The organism is Bradyrhizobium sp. CER78 (assembly GCF_029846235.1).
GTDB lineage: Bacteria > Pseudomonadota > Alphaproteobacteria > Rhizobiales > Xanthobacteraceae > Bradyrhizobium.
The window spans coordinates 107,607-133,422 of sequence record NZ_JARVWP010000004.1 but is presented as its reverse complement, the minus strand read 5'-3'; the positions used below and the strand labels follow the sequence as shown (position 1 = coordinate 133,422).

Sequence of the window (25,816 nt, the reverse complement as noted above, 5' to 3'; positions counted from 1 at the left end):
GTTGCGGTAACCCTTGCTCTGCTCGTCGGGTGCGGGACCGGCGCACACGCCCAAACGGTGCTCAACGCCAGCGATGGCGCGAGCCTCGTCACCGCGCTGACGACGATCGATAACAATCCGGGCACCAGCTTCACGCTCAACATCACGCAGAACATCACGCTGACCAGCGGGACGACGCTGCCCATCATCAATTCGAGCAGCACCGTCACGATCAACGGCGGCAACTTCACGCTCGACGGCGGCGGCGTGCAGCGCGGGCTGTTCGTCTACTCGGGTACCGTCGCGGTCAACAACCTGACGATCCAGAACGCCGTGGCCAAGGGCGGCAATGGCGGCAGCGGGCTCGATGGCGGCGGCGGCGGCGGCATGGGCGCCGGCGGCGCGCTGTTCGTTGCCAGCGGGGCCAACGTCACGGTGAGCAATGTTTCGCTAGCCAGCAACCGCGCCATTGGCGGTAACGGCGGCAATTACGGCGCGGGCGTTGGCGGCGGAGGTGGTGGTGGCCTCGGCGGCAATGGTGGCAATGGCGGCAATAATGGTGCTGGCGGCGGCGGCGGAATTGGCGTGGGCGCCGATGGCGGCGCCGGCGCGGCTAGCACCGCGGGTGGCAATGGCGCTGCCGGCATCGCCGTCGGCGCCGCTGGCGGCGGCGCCGGCATCGCCAACGGCGCCACAGCAGGCACGGGGGGCGCCAGCGGTGGAGGTGGCGGCGGCGGGGCCTTCGGGATTGGCATCAATGCTGCCGGTGGTGGCGGTGGAATCGGTGGCGGCGCTGCTACCCCCGTCGCCGGCTTGAGCGGCGGCGGCGGTGTTGGTGGCTTCGGCGGTGGCGGCGGCGGCAGCTTCAACAGCGCGGGCGGAGATGGCGGTTTCGGCGGCGGCGGGGGAAGCGTGCGCTGCTTTGCCAATGCCGGGATAGGCGGCTTTGGTGGTGGTGGCGGCGGTGCTAGCGGCAACAGCGGAAACACTTGCGGGAATACCGGCGGCTTCGGCGCCGGCAACGGTGGCAAAGATTCTCAAGGTGGCGCTGGCGGCGGGCTCGGCGCGGGCGGCGCGGTGTTCGTCCAGGGTGGCGGGAACCTGGTTGTTGCCGGTGCCTTCACCGTCAACGGCAGCAGCGTCAGCGGCGGGGTCGGCGGCGTCGGTGCGGGCAATGGCTCCGCGTTGGGCTCGGGTATGTTCCTGCAGGGTAACGGGACGCTGACCTTCAATCCTGCTGCCGGGCAGAACCAGACCGTCTCCGACGTTATCGCCGACCAGACCGGCAGCGGCGGCACCACTGTCAATGCCGGCAGTTGGGGCCTCGCCAAGACCGGCGCCGGTACGCTGACACTGACGGCCGCGAATACTTACTCGGGCGGCACGACCGTGAGCGGCGGCTTGGTCAACTTCAACGCCGCGAGCAATTTCGGCTCTGGCAACATCACGCTCAACGGCGGTGGCCTGCAATGGGCCAGCGGCAATACAACCGACATCTCGGGCCGGCTGAATGCGATCGGCTCCGGCGGCGCGACGTTCGACTATAATGGCAATGCCGTGACCCTCGCCACGGCGCTCACCGGCACCGGCGGCGTGACGATCGCGAACTCCGGCAGCGGCGGTGCGCTGACGCTGACGACGGCCGAGAATTATTCCGGCGCGACGACGATCAATTCCGGCGCAACGCTGGCGCTGTCGACGTTCGGCAGCATCTCGAATTCGAGCGTCGTGACGGTCAATGGCACGTTCGATATTTCGGCATCGTTGCCCTTGCCCAACAGGATCACGACGCTCGCGGGCGATGGATCGGTCGTCCTCGGCGGCAACATATTGGTGATCACCGCCGGTTCGACGGAATTTTCCGGCACGATCAACGGCTCGGTCCCCACGGGCGGCCTCGAGATCGCCAACGGAAAGCAGACCCTGTCCGGCGTCAATGGCTTCCTCGGCATTACCCAGATCGATTCCGGCGCGACGCTGGCGCTCAAGGGCAACGGCTCGATCGTCAATTCGTTCGCTGTTGCATTCGCTCCGGGTGCGGGGATTGGCACGTTCGATATTTCGCAGACCAACAGCGGTGCCAGCGTCAGAGGCCTGTCTGACCCGACCGGCCACAGCGTCGTGTCCCTCGGCGCCAAGACGCTGACCATCACCAGCGTTGTGGGCCGCTACAACGGCGTCATCCAGGATGGGGGCATTGGTGGCGGCACGGGCGGCAATGTGGCGGTCGCATATGGCGCCCTAGCGATCTTCGGCGGCGTCAACACCTATACCGGACTGACCACGATCAACGCCAGCGGCGAGCTCGACCTGATCAGCGGCGGCAGCATTGCGTCCTCAAAGGCCGTGATCAACGACGGCCTCTTCGATATATCGCGCGCGGGTGGCGGCGTCTCGATCAACAGTCTTTCCGGGACCAGCATCTTCGGCGCCGTGAACCTCGGTGCCAACACACTGACCTTGACCAATGCTAACGGAACCTTTGCCGGCATCATCGGCGGTGCGGGCGGCGTGGCGATCACCGGCGGCAAGGAAATCTTGACCGGCATCAACACCTATACCGGCGCCACCACCGTCACCGGCGGCACACTGGAAGTGGACGGCTCGATCGCCAGCTCGTCGAACGTGACGGTCAATTCCGGCGGCGTATTGAGCGGCACCGGCAACGTCGGTCCTGCGCCCGTCAGGATCTTATACATTCCCGGCCTCGGCGTGGCATACATTAGAGGTGACGGGGATCTGGGGACCGCAGCCATAATGAGCGGCGGCACATTAGCGCCTGGCAGCACCGCAAACCCGACCGGCACACTGACCGTGAACGGCAATCTCGCCTTCCAGTCCGGCGCGATCTACCTGGTGCAGGTCACGCCGACCGCTGCGGCGTCGACCAATGTCGGCGGGACCGCGACGCTTGGCGGCGCCAGTGTCAATGCAGCCTTCGCCAACGGCAGCTACATCTCCAAGCAGTATACGATCCTGACCGCGGCCGGTGGCCTGTCCGGCACGTTCGCGAGCATCAACAATACAAACCTGCCACAAAATTTCAGCGACACGCTGAGCTACGACGCCACCCACGCCTATCTCAATCTGACGCTGGGTTTTGGGCCGGCTCCGAACTTTGGCGGCGGCCTGTCTATCAACCAGCAGAATGTCGCCAACACGCTGGTCAACTACTTCAACACGACCGGCGGGATTCAGACGGTGTTCGGCACGCTCGCGCCATCGGGCCTGACGCAGGCATCCGGCGAACTCGCGACCGGCTCGCAGCAGACGACGTTCAACGCCATGAACCTGTTCATGGGACTGCTCACCGATCCCTTCATGAATCGCGGGGGCGGAGCAGGTCCGATGCCGGGCGCACCGGGCTATGCGGACGAGGGCGAGGCGAGCGCCTATGCCGCAACCAAGAAGACCGATGCGTTCGCGATGTTCACCAAGGCGCCGCCGGTGCCGTTCGTGCAGCGCTGGAACGTCTGGGCCGCAGGCTTCGGCGGCTCGCAATCGACCAGCGGCAACGCCATCGTCGGGTCGAACAACACGACCAGCAGCGTGTACGGCACCGCGGTCGGCGCCGACTACCTGTTCTCACCGAACACCGTTGCGGGCTTTGCCATCGCCGGCGGCGGCACGAATTTCTCCGTGGTCAACAGTGGCAGCGGCCGATCCGACCTGTTCCAGGCCGGCGTCTATCTCCGCCACACCGAAGGGCCGGCCTACGTCTCCGCCGCGCTCGCCTATGGCTGGCAGGACATCACCACTAACCGCACCGTCACCGCCGCCGGCATCGATCAGCTCCGCGCCGAGTTCAATGCCAACGCCTGGTCAGGGCGGCTCGAGGGCGGCTACCGTTTCGTTGCGCCGTGGATCGGCGTCGGCATCACGCCTTATGCCGCAGGCCAGTTCACGAGCTTCGAGTTGCCGGCCTATGCCGAACGGGTGATCTCGGGTCTGCCGACCTTTGCGCTGACCTATGCCGGTAAGAGCGTGACCGACCCGCGCAGTGAACTCGGCCTCCGTACCGACAAGTCCTTCCCGGTGCAGGACGGCATCCTGACGCTGCGCACGCGGTTTGCCTGGGCGCACGACTACAATCCCAACCGGTTGGCTGCTGCGACCTTCCAGGCGCTGCCCGGCACCAGCTTCGTCGTCAACGGCGCGGCGCAGTCGAGCGACTCCGCGCTGACCACGGCCTCGCTCGAGATGAACTGGCGCAACGGCTGGTCGGCATCGGCGACGTTCGAAGGCGAGTTCTCCAACGTCACCTCGAGCTACGCCGGCAAGGGCGTGGTGCGGTATCAATGGTGAGATCGTTTCCGCTTCGGACAGCCTGACATAACGCGCGTGATTACCTGAGGCGTAATCGCGCAGGCGATCCCCCTTTGCGATGCTCGGCACATCGGCGGCGATGGCGCCGGTCGATCCGCATAGGGAGATACATCATGGTGAGCCAACTGCTTCATGCGACCGCCAAGGACGGCACGAAATTGTTCGTGCAGGATTGGGGCTCGGGCCGGCCGGTGCTGTTCCTCGCGGCCTGGACGTTCAATTCCAGCGTCTGGGGCAGCCAGATCGTCGCCTTGAATGCAAAAGGCTATCGCTGCGTCGCGCCGGACCGGCGCGGCCATGGCCGCTCCGATATGCCGATGACGGGATACGATCTCGACACGCTGACCGACGATGTCGCTGCCGTGATCGAGCAGCACGATCTCCGTGACGTCACGATCGTCGCGCATTCGATGGGATCGATCGAGGCGGTGAACTATCTGGCGCGTCACGGCGCCGAGCGCATCGCGCGGCTGGTGCTGGTGGCGCCGACCACGCCGTATCTGGTCCAGACCGAGGACAATCCGGACGCGGTACCGCGGGCGATGGTCGATGCGCAGAATGCAGCGATTGCGCAGGACTTCCCGAAATGGATGGGCGAGAACGAGGCGCCGTTCTTCATGCCCGACACATCGGAGGTCACGCGCGCATGGATCAGGGAGATGATGCTGAGCGTGCCGCTGCCGGTGGCGCTGGCTTGCCGCAAGACCATCTCGTTTGCCGATCTGCGCGCGGCGACCAAGGGGATCAATCGCCCGACGCTGATCGTACATGGCGACAAGGATGCCAGCGCGCCGCTCCAGTTGACCGGCGCGAAGACGGCGGGGCTGATCAAGGGAAGCAAGCTCGTTGTCTATGAAGGCGCACCGCACGCATTGCCGCTGACGCACAGCGCGCGCCTGATGTCCGATCTGTTCGCCTTCATGGACGCTTAACCGGCGCGGGCAATATCCGATCGTATCCAGCGCGCCGCCCAGACGAACAGCACGGCGCCGAGCGTCGTCGTCACCGCTGCCGACAACAGCGAGTAGCGAACCGCATCGACGCCGTAGGCGCCCTTGAGCGCGTCGTTGATCATGCCGACGGCGAGGGGACCGACACCCTGGCCGAAGCAGGTTGCTGTCAGCAGCACGATCGCCGAGGCCAGCGCGCGCATGCTGGGCTTTGCCACCGTCTGCGCGATCGCGAAGATCGGGCCGAGATGGAAGCCGACCATGAACGAGGTCAGCGCCAGCGTCGCGACCATCAGCGTGAAGCTTTGTGTCAGCATGCAGAGCGCGAAGACGGGGCCGGCGAGCCCGGACATGATCGCGGGCGCCCACAGCTTCCAGCGGTCGTCGCGCCGGCCGATCTGTGCCACAACGAGGCCGCCGATCAGCGTGCCCGCCATGCCGGCGAGGCCCTTGAAGGTGCCAGCATAGGTGCCGATCTCGGCGCTGGTGAGGTGGTGGATGCGCGCCAGGAACGGCGGGATCCACACCGCCGTGGCGTAGTTGGTGTAGGTCGTTAGACAAAAGCCGATCAGCACGATGACGAAGCTCGGCTGCGATATCAGGAAGCCGAGCGTCGGCCCGATCGGCTCGGCCTTGAAGGTTTCGGCCATCGCGCCGCGCTTCGGCTCCGAGATCGTCAGCCACAGGATGGCGGCGAGCGCGATGCCGGGCAGGCCCGCGGTGAAGAACGCCATCCGCCAGCCATAGTGCTGGTTGACATAGCCGCCGATGAAATAGCCGAGGAAGACGCCGAGATAGGTGCCGATCGCGTAGATGCCGAGTGCGCGCGGCCGCTCGTTCTTGTCGAACAGATCGGCGATCATCGATTGCGAGGCCGGTGTGCCCGCGGATTCCCCGCTGCCGACGCCGACCCGCGCCAGTGCCAGCGTCGTGACGCTGAAGGCCATACCGCAGAGATAGGTCATCGCGCTCCAGAACGCGAAAGCCAATGCTACGATGTTGCGGCGGTTCAGACGATCGGCCATCCGCGCAATGGGAATGCCGAGCAGCGAATAGAACAGCACGAAGCCGAACCCGGCGAGCAAGCCCATCGTGGTGTCGCTGAGTAAAAACTCTTTCTTGATGGGCTCGATCAGCACGTTGAAGATGGTGCGGTCGAGGAAGTTGAGGGCATAGATGATCGTGAGCAATGCGAGCACGTAGTAGCGGCGCGCGGCTGCGGCCTGCGCCGGCGCGGCCGCCCGCGGTGCGACATTGACCATGACTTCCTCCCCCGACTGTCTTTTTGTTTTTCTGCGCGGGCCTCAGGCCTCGCGGATATAGTTCCCCGCCTCGAATTCGACCGGCCCGGCATCTGAGTCGAACGACACGCCGATCGGGTCGCGGCCGGCGGCCATGGCCTCGAGCTGGTCGGAGAGCATCCGGCGGATCATCAGGATGCCGCGGTCGCTCTGGCCGAAATGCTCTTCGGAATGGATGGTCACCGGACCCTGGCCGACCTGGGCCTCGTAGTCGCCGGGGAATTGCTGGTGCTCTTGCTCCGTCATGTCCCACCAGAACTTGCCGTTGAACTTCGAGCGCATGCGGCCGATGTCGCCTGCGTTCTTGACCCGGCCGGCGACATAGATCCGGAACGAGGTGTCGTCGATCGGCAAGGTCCAGCCGATCGATTCGACGCGGGCGAACTGCGCGACCCGCGGATTGGGCACGACGCGGAGCGTGGGCAGGGCGGCCTCGGTAACGCGGTAGAACACCTTGCCGTCGTCCTGTTTGCGGATCGAGCGCACCGCGACGCCGCGCGGCGACATCTCGAACTTCACCTCAGGCATCGAGGCCATCATGTTGGTGAATTGCGGCCCCGAGAATGAGCCATGCAGCACCGGCACGTGGTAGGGGTCGGCGACGTTCTCGAAATGCTGCAGCCAGTTGCAGGGGATCACGGCCGGGCCGCCGCCGCCGATCGAGGAATCGTCGGCCTCGACGAACTCGCCGTCGTCCATGGTCTCCAGGCACTCGTAGCGCGGCAGCACAGGCTTCTTCTCGGCCGGGCCCATATAGGCGAAGATCAGGCCGTAGCGCTCCTGCACCGGATACCAGGGCTGGCGCACCTTGTCCTTGAACAGGCCGCCTTCGGGCTCGCAGGGTTGTTCGAGGCAGCGGCCCTCGATGTCGAACTTCCAGCCGTGATAGCAGCAGCGGATGCCGTCATCCTCGACCTTGCCATAATAGAGCGTGGTGCCGCGATGGCAGCACCGGGCATGGAGCAGTCCGATCCGGCCATGTTTGTCGCGAAACAGGATCAGGTCCTCGCCGAGGGCGCGGACTTTCCTGGGGATATCGGTGGCGTCACTGGTGAGGCCGACCGGGTGCCAGTAGCGGCGCAGCAGCTCGCCCATCGGCGTGCCGCGGACGACCGAGGTGAGCTCGGTCCGGGTGGTGGACGGCTTCATCGCATAGGCCGTGCCGAGATCGCGGTCCGGCTGGGTGATCGTCATCTATGTCGCCTCCCGCCGCCGGTCTGACGCCCGCGGCTGCTTCATCGTTGATGAAGTCAACGATATATCGATGACATTGTCAACGATCTGGTCTAGCTTGGCAGCGACCGGCTTTGTTGGCAGAGGTTGGCGATGACCGAGAAGCTCAGGACCGAGAGGAACTTGCCGCCGGAGGCGGTTGTCGACGCGGAGCTCGCGCCGATCACCGCGATGATGTCGTCGCGGCTGATGGTGCTGGCCAATTTGCTCAGGCGCGGGGCGCTGCTGCGTTACAAGCGCCTGACCGGTCTGTCCTCGGTCGAGTTCGGCCTGGTCGCCTCGCTCGGCCGGCGGCCGCCGATGAGCATGGTGCGGCTGGCCGAAGCCGTCGGCATGGACAAGGGGCAGATCAGCCGGGCGCTCGCCGAGCTCGTCGCGCGCAAGCTGGTGGCCAAGGCCGCCAACCCGCGTGACAACCGGGAAACACTGGTCTCCCTCACCAGGGCCGGGCTCGCCGCCCATGACGCCATTGTGGCCGGCGCGCAGGAACGAAACCGGCGCCTGCTGGAACAGCTCAGTCCACAGGATCTTGAGCTGCTGCTTGGACATATTGACCGGCTGACCATGACCGCCGCCGAGATGCTCGCTGCCGAGCGGGAGCTGGGCTGATATGGGATGCGCGCAGGGCACCGAATGGCCGCCGTAGCGTTGCCGATTGAGGCAAGCGTATCCGCCCGATGCGGCAAAGAGCCCACGGGATCGACGGCAAAAGCGTCAAAATAGCTTGTCTTGCGCCCCCTGTTGCGCTGCGCTAAAGCCTCAAGAACAATTCCAATCAACGAATCTGCGGCACGTCCGAAACCGCAGCAAGAAGGCCTCGCCGATGACCGGCATCCTGCAGAATTATCTCCCACTTGTGGTCTTTATCGGAGTCGCGAGCCTGATCGGTCTTGCGCTCCTGATCGCGCCGTTCCTGGTCGCGTTCCAATCGCCGGACCCGGAAAAGCTGTCCGCCTATGAATGCGGATTCAACGCTTTCGACGACGCCCGCATGAAGTTCGACGTCCGCTTCTACCTGGTGGCGATCCTCTTCATCATCTTCGATCTCGAAGTGGCGTTCCTGTTCCCTTGGGCGGTGGCGTTCGGAAAGCTCGGCGCAACCGGTTTCTGGTCGATGATGGTGTTCCTGGCCGTGCTGACGGTCGGGTTCGCGTATGAATGGAAGAAAGGCGCGCTCGAATGGGATTGAGCCCCACCGCCGCAAACTCGCAGCCGGCGATAGCGCAGGCTCCGAAGGGCATTCTCGATCCGTCGACCGGCAAGCCGGTTGGCGCCAATGATCCGTTTTTCCTCGAGGTCAACCACGAGCTGTCCGACAAGGGCTTCTTCGTCGCAGCCGCCGATGACCTGATCACCTGGGCGCGCACCGGCTCGCTGATGTGGATGACCTTCGGTCTCGCCTGCTGCGCGGTCGAGATGATGCAGGTCTCGATGCCGCGCTATGACGTCGAGCGCTTCGGCTTCGCGCCCCGCGCTTCGCCGCGGCAGTCCGACGTGATGATCGTCGCGGGCACGCTGACCAACAAGATGGCGCCCGCGCTGCGCAAGGTCTACGACCAGATGCCGGAGCCGCGCTACGTCATCTCGATGGGCTCTTGCGCCAATGGCGGCGGCTACTACCACTACTCCTACTCGGTGGTGCGTGGCTGCGACCGCATCGTGCCGATCGACATCTACGTGCCGGGCTGTCCGCCCACGGCGGAAGCGCTGCTTTACGGCGTGCTGCTGCTGCAGAAGAAGATTCGCCGTATCGGCACCATCGAACGCTAAGGTTTCAGGCATGGACGACGGCAAGCTCGACGCCCTTGGGCAGACGATCGTGAGCGCGCTTCCGGGCGCCGCCACGGCGCACTCGGTCGCGTTCGATCAACTCACTATCGACGTCGAGATTGGCAGAATCGTGGACGTCGTCACTTTTCTGCGTGACGATCCGAACTGCCGCTTCGTCAACATCACCGACGTGACTGCGGTCGACTATCCGAGCCGCGAGAAGCGCTTCGACGTGGTCTACCATCTGCTGTCGCCGACGCTGAACACGCGCATTCGTGTGCGCGGGCAGGCCGACGAGACTACGCAGGTGCCGTCGATCATCGGCATCTTCCCGGGCGCCGACTGGTTCGAGCGCGAGACCTACGACCTCTATGGCGTGATCTTTACGGGGCATCCGGACATGCGCCGCCTGCTGACGGACTACGGCTTCGACGGCCATCCGCTGCGCAAGGATTTCCCGCTCACCGGCTTCGTCGAGGTTCGCTACGACGACCAGGAGAAGCGGGTGCTGTACGAGCCGGTCCGGCTCAACCAGGAATTCCGCAAGTTCGATTTCCTTTCGCCCTGGGAAGGCGCGGACTATCCGCTTCCCGGTGACGAGAAGGCCAAGGCGGAGCCGAAGCCATGAACGAGCAACCGCAAAATCTTCGTAACTTCACCATCAACTTCGGTCCGCAGCATCCGGCGGCGCACGGCGTGTTGCGCCTCGTGCTGGAGCTGGACGGCGAAGTCGTCGAGCGCGTCGATCCGCATATCGGCCTGCTTCACCGCGGCACCGAGAAGCTGATCGAGCACAAGACCTACCTGCAGGCGATTCCGTATTTCGACCGCCTCGACTACGTCGCGCCGATGAACCAGGAGCACGCCTTCTGCCTCGCGGCGGAAAAGCTGCTCGGCATCACGGTGCCGCGCCGCGGCCAGTTGATCCGCGTGCTGTATTGCGAGATCGGCCGCATCCTGTCGCATCTGCTCAACGTCACCACGCAGGCGATGGACGTCGGCGCGCTGACCCCGCCGCTGTGGGGCTTCGAAGAGCGCGAAAAGCTGATGGTGTTCTACGAGCGCGCCTCTGGCTCGCGCATGCACGCGGCGTTCTTCCGCGTCGGCGGCGTGCATCAGGACCTGCCGCCGAAGCTGATCGACGACATCGAGGCGTGGTGCGACCCGTTCCTCAAGGTCGTCGACGACCTTGATCGGCTGCTCACCGGCAACCGCATCTTCAAGCAGCGCAACGTCGATATCGGCGTGGTGCCGCTGAAGGAAGCCTGGGAGTGGGGCTTCTCCGGCGTGATGGTGCGCGGCTCGGGCGCGGCCTGGGACCTGCGCAAGTCGCAGCCCTATGAGTGCTACGCCGAGATGGATTTCGACATTCCGATCGGCAAGAACGGCGACTGCTACGACCGTTATCTGATCCGCATGGAAGAGATGCGCCAGTCGGTGCGCATCATGAAGCAGTGCGTGCAGAAGCTCAAAGCAGCCGACGGACAGGGCCCGGTCGTGGTCGAGGACAACAAGATCGCGCCGCCGCGCCGCGGTGAGATGAAGCGCTCGATGGAAGCGCTGATCCATCACTTCAAGCTCTACACCGAAGGCGTCCATGTGCCGGCCGGCGAGGTCTACGCCGCGGTCGAGGCGCCGAAGGGCGAGTTCGGCGTCTACCTCGTCGCCGACGGCACCAACAAGCCCTACAAGTGCAAGATCCGCGCGCCGGGCTTCGCCCATCTGCAGGCGATGGATCACATCTGCAAGGGCCATTTGCTCGCCGACGTTTCCGCCATCCTTGGCTCGCTGGACATCGTGTTCGGCGAGGTCGACCGGTGATGATGTCCGCATCCGCACCGCGCGCTAATTGAGAGTTTGATCGATGTCCGTCCGCCGCCTTGCCCCGAAGGAATTGCAGCCCGCGAGCTTCACGTTCACGGACGAGAATCTGGCCTGGGCCAAGAAGCAGATCGAGAAATATCCGCCGGGCCGCCAGGCTTCGGCCGCGATCGCGATTCTGTGGCGCGTGCAGGAGCAGCATGACGGCTGGGTCTCGGAAGCGGCGATCCGCGCCGTCGCCGACCTGCTCGAGATGCCGCATATCCGCATGCTGGAGATCGCGACTTTCTACACCATGTTCCAGCTCTCGCCGGTCGGCAAGAAGGCGCATGTCCAGGTCTGCGGCACCACGCCGTGTCGGCTGCGCGGCGCCGCCGACCTGATCGAGGTCTGTCAGCATCGCATCCATCACGATCCCTTCCAGCTGTCGAAGGACGGCAACTTCTCCTGGGAAGAAGTCGAGTGCCTCGGCGCCTGCGTGAACGCGCCGATGGTGCTGATCTGGAAGGACACTTATGAGGACCTGACCAAGGAAAGCTTCGGCAAGGTGCTCGACGGCTTTGCCGCCGGCAATCCGCCGAAGCCGGGCCCGCAGATCGACCGTCAGTTCTCGGCGCCCGCAGGCGGGCCGACGACGCTGAAGGAAACCACTTGATGCGGGGCTTTCAGGTGCAGGCAAACGGGATGGGGAGAGGCGCTGCGATGAAGGCCTGGCGCACGATTGCGCTGCATACCGTCGTCGCGGCCGGCTTCATGTTCCTGCTGCAACGTTACGGCCTCAGCGCCACGCTGGAATCCAGCCTGTTGTGGGCCATCGTGTTCGGCGGCTGCGCCGCCGGGCTCGCTTATTCGCAAGCCAATCGGTGATGTTCGGAAAGTTTTGAGCATGCTCGACGACAAGGACCGCATCTTCAAGAACCTCTACGGCCTCCATGATTGGGGCCTCGAGGGCGCGCGCCGCCGAGGCGCCTGGGATGGCACCAAGGGGATCATCGACAAGGGCCGCGACTGGATCATCAACGAGATGAAGGCGTCCGGCCTGCGCGGCCGCGGCGGTGCGGGTTTCCCGACCGGCATGAAGTGGTCCTTCATGCCGAAGGAATCCAAGGACGGCCGTCCGAGCTACCTCGTCGTCAACGCCGACGAGTCCGAACCCGGCACCTGCAAGGACCGCGAGATCATGCGGCACGACCCGCATCTCTTGGTCGAGGGCTGCCTGCTCGCGAGCTTCGCGATGGGCGCGCATGCCTGCTACGTCTATATCCGCGGCGAGTTCATCCGCGAGCGCGAGCGCCTGCAGGCCGCGATCGACCAGGCCTATGAGGCCAAGCTGGTCGGCAAGGACAACATCAACGGCTGGCCGTTCGACATCTATGTCGCGCACGGCGCCGGCGCCTATATCTGCGGCGAGGAAACCGCGCTGCTCGAGAGCCTCGAAGGCAAGAAGGGCCAGCCGCGGCTGAAGCCGCCGTTCCCGGCCAATGTCGGCCTCTATGGCTGCCCGACCACCGTCAACAACGTCGAGTCGATCGCGGTCGCGCCCGACATCCTGCGCCGCGGCGCCGCCTGGTTTGCCGGCATCGGCCGGCCGAACAATGTCGGCACAAAACTGTTCTGCATCTCCGGTCACGTCGAGCGTCCCTGCAACGTCGAAGAGGCGATGGGCATCCCGTTCCGCGAGCTGATCGAGAAGCATTGCGGCGGCATCCGTGGCGGTTGGGACAATCTGAAGGCCGTGATCCCCGGCGGCTCGTCGGTGCGCATGGTGCCGGCCGAGCAGATCATCGACACGCCGATGGATTTCGACTCGCTGAGCAAGCTGCGCTCGGGCCTCGGCACCGCGGCCGTGATCGTGATGGACAAGTCGACCGACCTGATCCGGGCGATCGCGCGCATCTCCTATTTCTACAAGCACGAGAGCTGCGGCCAGTGCACGCCGTGCCGCGAAGGCACCGGGTGGATGTGGCGCGTGCTGACCCGCATGGCCGACGGCCGTGCCCACAAGCGCGAGATCGACATGCTGCTCGAGGTCACCAAGCAGGTTGAAGGTCACACGATCTGCGCGCTCGGCGACGCCGCAGCGTGGCCGATCCAGGGTCTGATTGCGCATTTCCGTCACGAGATCGAAGAGCGCATCGATCAGTATTCGCACAAGGCCGATCTCGACGATCAGGGCGTTCGTGATCCCGTCCACATGGTCGCGGCGGAGTAGAGAAGAGACATGAGCAAGATCATCGTCGATGGCAAAGAGATCGATGTGCCGCCGGAGTACACGCTGCTGCAGGCGTGCGAGGCGGCGGGCGCCGAGATTCCGCGCTTCTGCTATCACGAGCGGCTGTCGATCGCCGGCAATTGCCGGATGTGCCTGGTCGAGGTGAAGGGCGGCCCGAAGCCGGTCGCGAGCTGCGCCTGGGCCGTGCGCGACTGCCGTCCGGGCCCGAAAGGCGAGCCGCCGGAGATCTCGACCCGTTCGCCGATGGTCAAGAAGGCGCGCGAAGGCGTGATGGAGTTCCTGCTGATCAACCATCCGCTGGACTGCCCGATCTGCGACCAGGGCGGCGAGTGCGACCTGCAGGATCAGGCGATGGGTTACGGCGTCGACACCAGCCGTTTCGCCGAGAACAAGCGCGCGGTCGAGGACAAGTATCTCGGCGCGCTGGTCAAGACCTCGATGAACCGCTGCATCCAGTGCACGCGCTGCGTCCGCTTCTCCGCCGAAGTCTGCGGCGCCCCCGAAATGGGCGCGACCGGCCGCGGCGAGGACATGGAGATCACCACCTATCTCGAGCATGCGCTGAGCTCGGAGCTGCAGGGCAACCTCGTCGACATCTGCCCGGTCGGCGCGCTGACCTCGAAGCCTTATGCGTTCGCGGCGCGTCCCTGGGAGCTCGGCAAGACGCAGTCGGTGGACGTGATGGACGGCGTCGGCTCGGCGATCCGCGTCGACACCCGCGGCCGCGAGGTGATGCGCATCCTGCCGCGCATCAACGAGGCCGTGAACGAGGAGTGGATCTCCGACAAGACCCGCCACGTCGTCGACGGCCTGCGCACGCAGCGCCTCGACCGGCCCTATGTGCGTGAGAACGGCCAGCTCAAGCCTGCGACCTGGCAGCAAGCCTTCGCCGCCATCGCCGCCAAGGCAAGCCGCACCGATGGCAAGCGGATCGGCGCGATCGCCGGCGATCTCGCTGCGGTCGATGAAATGTATGCGCTGAAGGAGCTGCTCGCGAAGTTCGGCTCGGTCAATCTGGCGGTGCAGGGCGGCGACGCCTTCGACGCCAAGGCTGGCCGCGGCTCCTACATCTTCAACCCGACCATTGCCGGCATCGACCAGGCCGACGCGATCCTGATCATCGGCTCGCATCCGCGCAAGGAAGCCGCGGTGCTGAACGCGCGGATCCGCAAGCGCTGGCGCACCGGCGGGCTCAAGGTCGGCATGATCGGCGCCAAGTCCGATTTCACCTACGACCATGAATATCTCGGCGCGGGCACCGACACGCTCGCCGATCTCGCCGCCGGCAAGCACTCGTTTGCCGACGTGCTCAAGAACGCGCAGCACCCGATCATCCTGGTCGGCGCCGGCGCCTACACCAGGCACGACGGCGCCGCGGTGCTGGCGCAGGCCGCCAAGCTCGCCGTCGACGTCGGCGCGCTGAAGGACGGCTGGAACGGCTTTGCTGTGCTGCAGGATACCGCCTCGCGCGCCGGCGCGCTCGATATCGGCTTCTCGCCTTCGGCCGGTGGCCTGACCACGGCGCAGATGACCACCTTCGGCACGCTCGACGTGCTGTTCCTGCTCGGCGCCGACGAGATCAAGGTGCCGGACGGCACCTTCGTGGTCTATATCGGCACCCATGGCGACCAGGGCGCGCACCGCGCCGACGTCATCCTGCCGGGCGCCGCCTATACCGAGAAGTCCGGCATCTACGTCAACACCGAGGGCCGGGCGCAGATCGCCAACCGCGCCGCGTTCCCGCCGGGCGAAGCCCGCGAGGACTGGGCGATCATCCGCGCGCTGTCCGACGTGCTCGGCAAGAAGCTGCCGTTCGACTCGTTGCAGGCGCTGCGCCAGGCGATGTTCAAGACCTCGCCGCACTTGATGCGGCTCGACCAGATCGAGGCCGGCAAGGCCGAGGACGTCAAGGCGCTGGCGGGCAAGGGCGGTGCCGTCGACAAGGCGGCGTTCAAGCCGACCGTCGACGATTTCTATCTGACCAACCCGATCGCGCGGGCCTCTGCCGTGATGGCGGAATGCTCGCGGCTGGCGTCGGGCCGAATGCTGACGGCAGCGGAGTGAGCGTGACCTGATGGCTGAATTCTTCGCAAGCTCGTTCTGGACCGGCTTCCTCTGGCCGCTGATCATCATGGTCGCGGAAAGCCTGTTGCTGCTCGTCGTGCTGCTGATCGCGATTGCCTACATCCTGCTCGCCGACCGCAAGATCTGGGCGGCGGTGCAGATCCGCCGCGGTCCCAACGTGGTCGGCCCGTTCGGATTGCTGCAATCCTTCGCCGACCTCTTGAAGTTCGTGCTCAAGGAGCCGGTGATTCCGTCCGGCTCCAACAAGGGCGTGTTCCTGCTGGCGCCGCTAGTGTCATGCATCCTGGCGCTGGCCGCCTGGGCCGTGATCCCGTTCGATCTCGGCTGGGTGATCTCCGACATCAATGTCGGCATTCTCTACATCTTCGCGATCTCGTCGCTGTCGATCTACGGCATCATCATGGCCGGCTGGTCGTCGAACTCGAAGTACCCGTTCCTGGCCGCGCTGCGCTCGGCGGCGCAGATGGTGTCCTACGAGGTCTCGATCGGCTTCGTCATCATCACGGTGCTGCTCTGCGTCGGCTCGCTGAACCTCTCGGCCGTGGTCGAGGCGCAGAACACGCGCGGGCTCGCGCACCTGATCGGCCTGCCGCAGCTCACCATCCTGAACTGGTATGTGTGGCCGCTGTTCCCGATGTTCGTGGTGTTCTACGTCTCGGCGCTGGCGGAAACCAACCGTCCGCCGTTCGACCTGGTCGAAGCCGAATCCGAGCTGGTCGCCGGCTTCATGACCGAGTACGGCTCGACCCCGTATCTGTTGTTCATGCTCGGCGAGTATGTCGCGATCACCACGATGTGCGCGCTGGCGTCGATCCTGTTCCTGGGCGGCTGGCTGCCGCCGGTCAATCTGCCGCCGTTCACCTGGATCCCGGGCATCGTCTGGTTCGCCCTCAAGGTGTTCTTCATGTTCTTCATGTTCGCGATGGCGAAGGCGATCGTGCCGCGCTACCGCTACGATCAACTGATGCGGCTCGGCTGGAAGGTGTTCCTGCCGCTGTCGCTGGCGATGGTGGTGATCGTGGCCGGCGTGCTGCAGTTCGCCGGCATCGCGCCGAAGTGAGGCCGTCATGAGTGTCAATGTCAACGCAACAGCCCGCTCGCTCCTGCTGTCGGAATTCATCTCCGCGTTCTTCCTGGCGATGCGCTATTTCTTCCAGCCGAAGCCGACGCTGAACTATCCGTTCGAGAAGGGCCCGATCTCGCCGCGCTTCCGTGGCGAGCACGCGCTGCGCCGCTACCCGAACGGCGAGGAACGCTGCATTGCCTGCAAGCTGTGCGAGGCGATCTGCCCGGCGCAGGCGATCACGATCGAGGCCGGTCCGCGCCGCAACGACGGCACCCGCCGCACGGTGCGTTACGACATCGACATGGTGAAGTGCATCTATTGCGGCCTGTGCCAGGAGGCATGCCCGGTCGATGCCATCGTCGAGGGCCCGAATTTCGAATTCGCGACCGAGACCCGCGAGGAACTCTACTATGACAAGGCGAAGCTGCTCGCCAATGGCGACCGCTGGGAGCGCGAGATTGCGAAGTCGATCGCGCTCGACGCGCCGTACCGGTGAGGTGAGGGCATGATCCTTCCGGCGCTGTTCTTCTATCTGTTTGCCGCGGTCTGCGTGGCCTCGGCGGTCATGGTGATTGTCTCGCGCAATCCCGTGCACTCCGTGCTGTTCCTGATTCTGGCCTTCGTCAACGCGGCCGGTCTGTTCATCCTGATGGGCGCCGAGTTCCTCGGGATGATGCTGATCGTCGTCTATGTCGGCGCGGTCGCGGTGCTGTTCCTGTTCGTGATCATGATGCTCGACGTCGATTTCGTCGAACTCCGCGAGGGCTTCATCCAGTACCTGCCGATCGGCATCGTGATCGGCGGCATCTTCCTGTTCGAGCTCTTGCTGGTGGTCGGCGCCTGGGTGATCAACCCGCAGGTGACCAAGACGATCACCGCGGCTATCCCGACCAATGTCACCAACACCGAGGCGCTCGGCCTCGTGCTCTATACGAAGTACATCCATTACTTCCAGCTTGCCGGCATGGTGCTGCTGGTCGCGATGATCGGCGCCATCGTGCTGACGCTGCGCCACAAGGCCAACGTCAAGCGGCAGAACATCAACGTGCAGAACGCGCGCACGCCCGAAATGGCGATGGCGATGCGCAAGGTGGCGTCGGGGCAGGGCCTGCAGGATGCCGATGCGGCGGAGTGGGTGAAATGACCATCGGGCTGGGGCACTATCTCGCGGTCGCCGCGATCCTGTTCACGCTCGGGATCCTCGGCATCTTCCTCAACCGCAAGAACATCATCGTCATCCTGATGTCGATCGAGCTGATCCTGCTGTCGGTCAACATCAATCTGGTGGCGTTCTCGACCTTCCTCGGCGACATCGTCGGCCAGGTGTTCGCGCTGCTGGTGCTGACGGTGGCGGCGGCCGAGGCCGCGATCGGCCTCGCGGTGCTGGTGGTGTATTTCCGCAACCGCGGTTCGATCGCGGTTGAAGACGTCAATCTGATGAAGGGCTAGGCGCGGTCATGGTTCAGGCTATCGTTTTCCTGCCGCTGCTCGGCGCCATCCTTGCGGGAATTATCTCGCTGGTTGGCGCGCATGCGCGCTGCCCGAGCGGCGACACCGTCGACCATCACGACGACGCACATGGCGACGCCCATGCTTCCGACGCTCATGCCTCGGCGGCCCACGACGACCACGGCCATGACGATCATGGCCATGACGACCACCATGTCTCCGAGCCGGCGGCCGCGGGCTCCCGGCTGGCCGAGCTGATCACCACAGGCCTCTTGTTCGTCTCGGCCGCGCTGTCCTGGTTCACGCTGGTCGATGTCGGCTTCATGCACCATGACGCGCGCGTCGTGCTGCTGCCCTGGATCACCTCGGGTGACCTGCAGGTGGCCTGGACGCTGCGGGTCGACACCCTGACCGCCGTGATGCTGGTCGTGGTCAACACCGTGTCCGCGCTCGTCCACCTCTATTCCATCGGCTACATGGACGAAGATCCGAACCGGCCGCGCTTCTTCGGCTATCTCTCGCTGTTCACCTTCGCGATGTTGATGCTGGTGACCTCGGACAACCTCGTGCAGCTGTTCTTCGGCTGGGAGGGCGTCGGTCTCGCCAGCTACCTCCTGATCGGGTTCTGGTACCAGAAGCCGTCGGCCAATGCGGCGGCGATCAAGGCCTTCGTGGTCAACCGCGTCGGCGACTTCGGCTTCGCGCTCGGCATCTTTGCGATCTTCGCACTGGTCGGCTCGACCGATTTCGAGACCATCTTCCACGCCGCGCCGGGGCTGACCGGCAAGACCACCGACTTCTTCGGCTGGCAGGTGAATGCGCTGACGCTGACCTGCCTGCTGCTGTTCATGGGCGCGATGGGCAAGTCGGCCCAGTTCCTGCTGCACACCTGGTTGCCGGACGCGATGGAAGGCCCGACCCCGGTGTCGGCACTGATCCACGCCGCGACCATGGTCACCGCGGGCGTCTTCATGGTGGCGCGGCTGTCGCCGCTGTTCGAGCTGTCGCCGACCGCGCAGGCGGTGGTGATGTTCTTCGGCGCGACCACGGCGTTCTTCGCCGCCACGATCGGCCTCGTGCAGAACGACATCAAGCGCATCGTCGCGTACTCGACCTGCTCGCAGCTCGGCTACATGTTCGTCGCGATGGGAGCAGGGGCCTATTCGGTCGGCATGTTCCACCTGTTCACGCACGCCTTCTTCAAGGCGCTGCTGTTCTTGGGTTCCGGCTCGGTGATCTATGCGATGCACCACGAGCAGGACATCCGCAACATGGGCGGCCTGTGGCGCAAGATCCCGTACACCTTCGCGGTGATGTGCATCGGCACCCTGGCGCTGACCGGCTTCCCGCTGTTCGCCGGCTACTTCTCCAAGGACGCGATCATCGAGTCGGCCTATGCCGCGCACAACCCGTTCGCGACCTATGCCTATCTGCTGACCATCGTGGCCGCCGGCCTGACCTCGTTCTACTCCTGGCGTCTGATCTTCAAGACGTTCTTCGGCGAGCCACACGACCAGAAGCACTACGAGGCCGCGCATGAGAGCCCGATCTGGATGCTGGTGCCGATCGGCGTGCTCGCCGCCGGCTCGATCCTGGCCGGCCTGCCGTTCAAGGAAGTGTTCGCCAGCCCGCATGGCGTCGAGGAGTTCTTCCGCGAATCCGTGAAGATGAACCCGCACATCCTCGAGGACATGGAGCACATGCCGAGCTGGCTCGCGCCGCTGCCCACCGTGATGATGGCGCTCGGCCTGTTCGTCTCGTATCTGTTCTACATCCGCAGGCCGTATCTGCCTGTCGAGCTCGCGAACCAGCAGCCGATGCTGTACCAATTCCTGCTCAACAAGTGGTACTTCGACGAGCTGTACGACTGGATCTTCGTGCGTCCGGCGAAGTGGCTCGGTTACACGCTCTGGAAGAAGGGCGACGGCTTCATCATCGACGGCTTCGGTCCCGATGGCGTCTCGGCCCGCGTGCTCGACATCACCCGCAATGTCGTGAAATTGCAGACCGGCTACCTCTATCACTACGCGTTCGCGATGCTGATCGGGGCCGCCGGATTGATCACCTGGTTCATGTTCGGCTTGGGAGGCCAGTAAATGACAACCTGGCCCATCCTTTCGGTCACGACCTTCCTGCCGGCGGTCGGCGCGATCCTGGTCTACCTGCTGGCACGGGGCGGCGACGAGAGTGCCAACCGCACGGCGCGCTGGATCGCGCTGTGGACCACGCTGATCACCTTCGCGGTGTCGCTGATCCTGGTGGCGCGTTTCGATCCCGCTTCGACCGACTTCCAGTTCGTCGAGAAGGCGTCCTGGCTCGCCACCGGCATCACCTACCACATGGGTGTCGACGGCATTTCGCTGCCGCTGCTCATCCTGACCACCGCGATCATGCCGCTCTGCATCATCGCGAGCTGGAGGTCGGTGACGCAGCGTGTCGGCGAATACATGATGGCGTTCCTGATCCTGGAAACGTTGATGATCGGCACCTTCTCGGCGCTCGACCTCGTGCTGTTCTATCTGTTCTTCGAGGGCGGCCTGATCCCGATGTTCCTGATCATCGGCGTCTGGGGCGGTCCGCGCCGGGTCTACGCTTCGTTCAAGTTCTTCCTCTATACGTTCCTCGGCTCGGTGCTGATGCTGCTCGCCATCATGGCGCTGTACTGGAACGCCGGCACCACCGACATCCCGACCCTGATGCACACCGCGGTGCCGCGCGGCATGCAGACCTGGGCGTGGATCGCCTTCTTTGCCTCGTTCGCGGTGAAGATGCCCATGTGGCCGGTACACACCTGGCTGCCTGACGCGCACGTCGAGGCGCCGACGGCGGGCTCGGTGATCCTGGCCGCGATCCTCTTGAAGATGGGCGGCTACGGCTTCCTGCGCTTCTCGCTGCCGATGTTCCCGCTGGCCTCGCACGACTTCGCGCCGTTCGTGTTCACGCTGTCCGTCATCGCCATCATCTACACCTCGCTGGTGGCGATGATGCAGGAGGACATGAAGAAGCTGATCGCGTACTCCTCCGTCGCGCATATGGGCTTCGTCACCATGGGCATCTTCGCAGTGACCACCCAGGGCGTTGCCGGCGGCATGTTCCAGATGGTCTCGCACGGCATCGTCTCCGGCGCGCTGTTCCTCTGCGTAGGCATCGTCTACGACCGCATGCACACCCGCGAGATCGCGGCCTATGGCGGTCTCGTCAACCGGATGCCACTCTACGCGATGACCTTCATGGTCTTCACCATGGCCAATGTCGGTCTGCCGGGCACGAGCGGATTCGTCGGCGAGTTCATGACGCTGCTCGGCACCTTCAAGATCTCGCTGCCGACGGCGTTCTTCGCCACCACGGGCGTGATCCTGTCGGCCTGCTACGCGCTCTGGCTCTACCGCAAGGTGGTGTTCGGCGCGCTGGTCAAGCCGTCGCTGATGTCGATCAAGGATCTCACGTTCCGCGAATGCGTGACGCTGTTCCCGCTGATCGCGCTGACCATCCTGTTCGGCGTCTATCCGAAGCCGGTGCTCGACATGTCGGCCGCCTCGGTGCAGCAGCTCGTCAACAACTACCAAACCGCCGTGACTGCCGTGAAGGCAGCCGCGCTGACCGTCCAGTAAGGCCTTAGCCCATGAGCTTTTCCAGTGCAGGTTATCAGTTGCAGCCGGTGCTGCCGGAGCTGGTGCTCGCGGTCGGCGCCATGGTGCTGTTGATGATCGGAGCCTATCGCGGGCAGGGGACGACGCGCCTCGTCACCACGCTCGCGGTGCTGCTGCTGGTCGTAACCGGCGTGCTGGAGCTCTGGCTGCCGGCCGGCAAGCTCGTGACATTCGGCGGCAGCTTCATCGTCGACGACTTCGCCCGCTTCCTGAAGGTCCTCGCCCTGATCGCCTCGGCGGCGACGCTGATCCTGTCGACCGAATATCTGTCCCAGCCGTCGAGCCGCACCTTCGAGTTCTCGATCCTGGTGCTGCTGTCGACGCTCGGCATGATGGTGCTGATCTCAGCCGGCGACCTGATTTCGCTCTATCTCGGCCTCGAGCTGATGAGCCTTGCGCTCTATGTCGTCGCCGCCAGCCAGCGCGACAATGCCAAGTCGAGCGAAGCCGGTCTGAAGTACTTCGTGCTCGGCGCGCTGTCGTCGGGCATGCTGCTCTACGGCGCCTCGCTGATCTACGGCTTCACCGGCACCGTCAGCTTCGCCGGCATCGCGGCGGCGGCCACCACCGGCAGCATCGGCATCGTGTTCGGCCTGGTGTTCCTGCTCGCCGGCCTCTGCTTCAAGGTCTCGGCGGTGCCGTTCCACATGTGGACGCCCGACGTCTATGAGGGCGCGCCGACGCCGGTGACGGCGTTCTTCGCGTCCGCCCCGAAGGTCGCGGCGCTCGCCGTGTTCACCCGTGCGACGCTGACCGCGTTCCCGGGCATCGTTTCCCAGTGGCAGCAGATCCTGGTGTTCGTCGCGATCGCCTCGATGGCGCTGGGCTCGTTCGCCGCGATCGGCCAGACCAACATCAAGCGGCTGATGGCCTATTCCTCGATCGGCCATATGGGCTTTGCCCTGGTCGGCCTCGCCTCCGGCACGGTCGAGGGCGCGCAGGGCGTGCTCATCTACATCGCGATCTATGTCGCGATGACGCTCGGCTCCTTCAGCATCATCCTCGCCATGAAGCGCAACGGCCAGCCGCTGGAGCAGATCAGCGATTTCGCCGGCCTGTCCCGCACCAACCCGCTGATCGCCTTCATCTTCGCGATGCTGCTGTTCTCGCTGGCCGGCGTCCCGCCGCTCGCCGGCTTCTTCGGCAAGTGGTACGTGTTCGTCGCCGCGATCAAAGCCAATCTGTTCACGCTCGCGGTGATCGGCGTGCTGACCAGCGTGGTGGGCGCGTTCTACTATCTGTCGATCGTCAAGGTGATGTATTTCGACCAGCCGCTCGGCAAGCTCGATCCGGTCCGCGTCGAGCTGCGCACCGTGCTGGCGGTCGCAGGCATCTTCAACATCTTCTTCTTCGCCTATCCGGGTCCGCTGGTGAGCGTGGCGACGGCGGCGGCGAAGTCGCTATTTTAACGCGCTCGGTTCCGGGACAGGACGCTGGCTTTCGGAACGGATCATGCGCATAGATTCGATATGACCTTCACGCTTGGACCCCGGGCCATCGCGGCGGGCACCAAGCTCGCCGCCTTCGACCAGATCGGCTCGACCAATGCCGAGGCGCTGCTGCGCGCCCGTGGCGGCGAGCAGGGGCCGATGTGGTTCGTCACGCCCGAGCAGACCGCGGGACGTGGCCGCCGGCAGCGGGTCTGGGTCGCGCCGCGCGGCAATCTCGCCAGCAGCATCCTCGAAGTGACCGACGTTCAGCCGGCGGTCGCGGCAACGCTCGGCTTTGCCGCCGGGCTGTCGCTCGAAGCTGCGCTGCAGAAGGTCAGCATCGAGGCGGCGCTGCGGCTTGGGCCTGACAGCCCGAAGTTCACCCTGAAATGGCCGAACGACGTGCTCGCCAACGGCAAGAAGCTGTCGGGCATCCTGCTCGAGGCCGAGGCCATCGGAAACCGGCTGGCGGTCGTCGTCGGCATCGGCACCAACGTCATCGCCGCGCCCGAGGGAACGCCCACGCCGGCGGTCTCGCTCGCAGCGCTCGGCATCCAGATCGGCGCGGAAGAGCTGTTCACCGCGTTGTCCGACGCGTGGGTCGAGTTTCGCGGCATCTGGGACGATGGCCGCGGCTTTCCTGAGATCCGCAGGCTGTGGCTGGAGCGTGCTGCCGGGCTCGGCGAGAAGGTCGCGGTCCAGACCGGCTCGGCGACCCTCGAAGGCATCTTTGATACGATCGACGATACCGGCTGCCTGATCGTCCGCACCGCCGATGGACAGCGCATGCCCGTGACGGCCGGCGAGGTCTATTTCGGCACCGCAGCCTCGGTGAGGGCGAACTGATGGCGCGACCGGACGAACTCACCTTTGCACCGCTCGGCGGCGTCGGCGAGATCGGCATGAACTTGTCGATCTACGGCCTCGGCAACCGCCAGCAGCGCTCCTTCCTCGCAGTCGATCTCGGCGTCTCCTTCGGCGACGAGGAGCATCTGCCCGGTATCGACCTGATCATGCCGGACGTCCGCTTCCTGGAAAAGGAGCGCAACAATTTGATGGGCCTCGTGCTGACGCACGCCCATGAGGACCATTTCGGCGCCATCATCGACCTCTGGCCCAAGCTCGGCTGCAAAATCTACGCGACGCAGTTCTCCGCGGCGCTGTTCGAGGCCAAATGCGCCGCCGAGCGCAATCCGCCGAAGATCCCGGTCACCGTGATCCCGTCGGGCGGCCGGGTCGATATCGGCCCGTTCAATGTCGAGTTCATCCCGGTCGCGCATTCGATTCCGGAATCGCACGCGCTGGCGATCAAGACCGACGTCGGCACCGTGCTGCACACCGGCGACTGGAAGATCGACCCGACCCCGATCATCGGCCAGCCGACCGACGAGCGGCGGCTGCGCGAGCTCGGCGACGAAGGCGTGCTGGCGCTGGTCGGCGATTCCACCAACGCGGTGCGCGACGGGCGCTCGCCCTCCGAGACCGAGGTTGCCGCCACGATCAAGAAGCTGGTCAAGGCGGCCAAGGGCCGGGTGGCGGTCACGACCTTCGCCTCCAACGTCGCTCGGGTGAGGGCGGTAGCGGACGCTGCGAACGCCGCCGATCGCGAGGTGGTGGTGGTCGGCCGCGCCATGGAGCGCGTGGTGCAGGTCGCGCGCGAATGCGGCTATCTCGACGGCTCGCACAAATTCCGCAGTACCGACTATTACGGACATTTCCCGCCCGACAAGGTGCTGGCGTTGTGCACCGGCAGCCAGGGCGAACCTCGCGCCGCGCTGGCCCGGATCGCCAACAACGACCATCCGCAGGTGACCCTGAACAAGGGCGACACCGTGATCTTCTCCTCCCGCACCATTCCCGGCAACGAGAAGGCGGTCGGCGGCATCATCAACGGGCTGGTGACTCAGGGCGTCGAGATCATCACCGACCGCGAGCATCTGGTGCACGTCTCCGGCCATCCGCGCCGCGACGAACTGCGCGACATGATCTCCTGGGTGCGGCCGCAACTCCTGATCCCGGTGCATGGCGAGGCGCTGCACCTTGCCGAGCACGCCAAGCTGGCGCGCGCCGCAGGAGTCCCCAAGGTTCTGACCTGCCGCAACGGCGACCTGATCAAGCTCGGGCCCGGTGAGTCCGGCATCATCGGCGAAGTGCCGGCGGGCCGGCTCTACAAGGACGGCACCATCCTGGAGGATTCCAAGTCGCGCGCCGTGGTGGAGCGGCGGCGGATGGGCTTTGCCGGCTGCGCCTTCGTCGCCATCGCGATGACCCAGCAGGGCGAAATAGCCGACGATCCCGAGGTTGATCTCGTCGGCATGCCGGAGAACAATGCGGCCGGCGAACTGCTCGACGACATCGTGTTCGATGTGGTGGTGTCGACGATCGAGGGCCTGCCGAAGCCGCGGCGGCGCGATCCGGACGCGCTTGGGGAATCGGTGCGCCGGGCGGTGCGGGCGGCATTGAACGAGCAATGGGGCAAGAAGCCGATCTGCGTTGTGCACGTACTGACGGTTTGACGCGCGG

The 25,816-nt window shown here is 65.1% G+C and carries 22 protein-coding genes; 20 read left to right on the top strand and 2 right to left on the bottom strand.

The genetic code is table 11. The features are described from left to right. The first annotated feature begins 57 nt into the window (after nt 1–57). The gene (locus QDT69_RS09385; protein WP_279706311.1) at nt 58–4,284 is read left to right on the top strand and encodes an autotransporter outer membrane beta-barrel domain-containing protein; all 4,227 of its coding nucleotides are present in this window, start codon (nt 58–60) and stop codon (nt 4,282–4,284) included. 134 nt (nt 4,285–4,418) lie between these two features. Then, entirely contained in the window at nt 4,419–5,237 is an 819-nt protein-coding gene (locus QDT69_RS09380) for an alpha/beta hydrolase (RefSeq protein WP_279706310.1), read from the top strand. Here QDT69_RS09380 and QDT69_RS09375 read toward each other — a convergent pair. Both QDT69_RS09375 and QDT69_RS09370 read right to left on the bottom strand, forming a co-directional pair. Then, a complete protein-coding gene (locus QDT69_RS09375) occupies nt 5,234–6,517 on the bottom strand; it encodes an MFS transporter (RefSeq protein WP_279706309.1) in 1,284 nt (427 codons plus the stop codon). The two genes, QDT69_RS09380 and QDT69_RS09375, sit on opposite strands and share 4 nt — an antisense overlap. Before the next feature lie 42 nt (nt 6,518–6,559). Beyond that, nucleotides 6,560–7,750: an aromatic ring-hydroxylating dioxygenase subunit alpha gene (locus QDT69_RS09370; RefSeq protein WP_279706308.1), complete on the bottom strand. Its 1,191-nt coding sequence runs from the start codon at nt 7,748–7,750 to the stop codon at nt 6,560–6,562. Nucleotides 7,751–7,882: 132 nt separating this feature from the next. On the opposite strand from QDT69_RS09370, the gene QDT69_RS09365 reads away from it, so the two are divergent. The 18 genes from QDT69_RS09365 to QDT69_RS09280 all read left to right on the top strand — a co-directional run bounded on the left by QDT69_RS09365 (nt 7,883) and on the right by QDT69_RS09280 (nt 25,809). Then, a complete protein-coding gene (locus QDT69_RS09365) occupies nt 7,883–8,398 on the top strand; it encodes a MarR family transcriptional regulator (protein ID WP_279706307.1) in 516 nt (171 codons plus the stop codon). Nucleotides 8,399–8,612: 214 nt separating this feature from the next. Further along, entirely contained in the window at nt 8,613–8,978 is a 366-nt protein-coding gene (locus QDT69_RS09360) for an NADH-quinone oxidoreductase subunit A (protein ID WP_018271860.1), read from the top strand. Further along, on the top strand, nt 8,975–9,559 hold the full coding sequence (locus tag QDT69_RS09355) for an NADH-quinone oxidoreductase subunit B (protein ID WP_279706670.1): 585 nt from the start codon (nt 8,975–8,977) through the stop codon (nt 9,557–9,559). Before QDT69_RS09360 ends, QDT69_RS09355 begins: the two co-directional genes overlap by 4 nt. Before the next feature lie 10 nt (nt 9,560–9,569). Beyond that, entirely contained in the window at nt 9,570–10,187 is a 618-nt protein-coding gene (locus QDT69_RS09350; protein WP_279706306.1) for an NADH-quinone oxidoreductase subunit C, read from the top strand. Then, a complete protein-coding gene (locus QDT69_RS09345; protein WP_146985695.1) occupies nt 10,184–11,380 on the top strand; it encodes an NADH-quinone oxidoreductase subunit D in 1,197 nt (398 codons plus the stop codon). The genes QDT69_RS09350 and QDT69_RS09345 overlap by 4 nt, the downstream gene beginning before the upstream one ends. 43 nt (nt 11,381–11,423) lie before the next feature. After that, on the top strand, nt 11,424–12,035 hold the full coding sequence (gene nuoE / locus QDT69_RS09340) for an NADH-quinone oxidoreductase subunit NuoE (protein ID WP_016847752.1): 612 nt from the start codon (nt 11,424–11,426) through the stop codon (nt 12,033–12,035). Then, nucleotides 12,035–12,247: a hypothetical protein gene (locus tag QDT69_RS09335; RefSeq protein ID WP_279706305.1), complete on the top strand. Its 213-nt coding sequence runs from the start codon at nt 12,035–12,037 to the stop codon at nt 12,245–12,247. Before nuoE ends, QDT69_RS09335 begins: the two co-directional genes overlap by 1 nt. Nucleotides 12,248–12,266: 19 nt before the next feature. Further along, the gene (nuoF, locus tag QDT69_RS09330) at nt 12,267–13,592 is read left to right on the top strand and encodes an NADH-quinone oxidoreductase subunit NuoF (protein ID WP_021079173.1); all 1,326 of its coding nucleotides are present in this window, start codon (nt 12,267–12,269) and stop codon (nt 13,590–13,592) included. Between the two features lie 9 nt (nt 13,593–13,601). Further along, nucleotides 13,602–15,677, top strand: coding sequence for an NADH-quinone oxidoreductase subunit NuoG (gene nuoG, locus QDT69_RS09325; RefSeq protein WP_279706304.1), 2,076 nt, complete (start codon nt 13,602–13,604; stop codon nt 15,675–15,677). 10 nt (nt 15,678–15,687) lie between these two features. Next, complete coding sequence (nuoH, locus tag QDT69_RS09320) at nt 15,688–16,758, top strand: NADH-quinone oxidoreductase subunit NuoH (RefSeq protein ID WP_050423875.1); 1,071 nt, start codon at nt 15,688–15,690, stop codon at nt 16,756–16,758. 7 nt (nt 16,759–16,765) lie between these two features. Beyond that, nucleotides 16,766–17,260, top strand: coding sequence for an NADH-quinone oxidoreductase subunit NuoI (gene nuoI / locus QDT69_RS09315; RefSeq protein ID WP_279706303.1), 495 nt, complete (start codon nt 16,766–16,768; stop codon nt 17,258–17,260). Between the two features lie 9 nt (nt 17,261–17,269). Further along, nucleotides 17,270–17,908, top strand: a complete 639-nt coding sequence (locus QDT69_RS09310; protein WP_050423874.1) for an NADH-quinone oxidoreductase subunit J — start codon at nt 17,270–17,272, stop codon at nt 17,906–17,908. Next, a complete protein-coding gene (gene nuoK / locus QDT69_RS09305) occupies nt 17,905–18,213 on the top strand; it encodes an NADH-quinone oxidoreductase subunit NuoK (protein WP_016841823.1) in 309 nt (102 codons plus the stop codon). Before QDT69_RS09310 ends, nuoK begins: the two co-directional genes overlap by 4 nt. A gap of 8 nt (nt 18,214–18,221) precedes the next feature. Further along, a complete protein-coding gene (nuoL, locus tag QDT69_RS09300) occupies nt 18,222–20,309 on the top strand; it encodes an NADH-quinone oxidoreductase subunit L (RefSeq protein ID WP_279706301.1) in 2,088 nt (695 codons plus the stop codon). Beyond that, complete coding sequence (locus QDT69_RS09295) at nt 20,310–21,824, top strand: NADH-quinone oxidoreductase subunit M (RefSeq protein WP_050423872.1); 1,515 nt, start codon at nt 20,310–20,312, stop codon at nt 21,822–21,824. Nucleotides 21,825–21,835: 11 nt separating this feature from the next. After that, a complete protein-coding gene (nuoN, locus tag QDT69_RS09290; RefSeq protein WP_279706298.1) occupies nt 21,836–23,272 on the top strand; it encodes an NADH-quinone oxidoreductase subunit NuoN in 1,437 nt (478 codons plus the stop codon). 60 nt (nt 23,273–23,332) lie between these two features. Then, nucleotides 23,333–24,139: a biotin--[acetyl-CoA-carboxylase] ligase gene (locus QDT69_RS09285; RefSeq protein ID WP_279706296.1), complete on the top strand. Its 807-nt coding sequence runs from the start codon at nt 23,333–23,335 to the stop codon at nt 24,137–24,139. Then, nucleotides 24,139–25,809 carry a ribonuclease J gene (locus tag QDT69_RS09280; protein ID WP_279706295.1) on the top strand — a complete coding sequence of 557 codons (1,671 nt, stop codon included), beginning with the start codon at nt 24,139–24,141 and terminating at the stop codon, nt 25,807–25,809. Before QDT69_RS09285 ends, QDT69_RS09280 begins: the two co-directional genes overlap by 1 nt. The last annotated feature ends 7 nt before the right edge of the window (nt 25,810–25,816 follow it).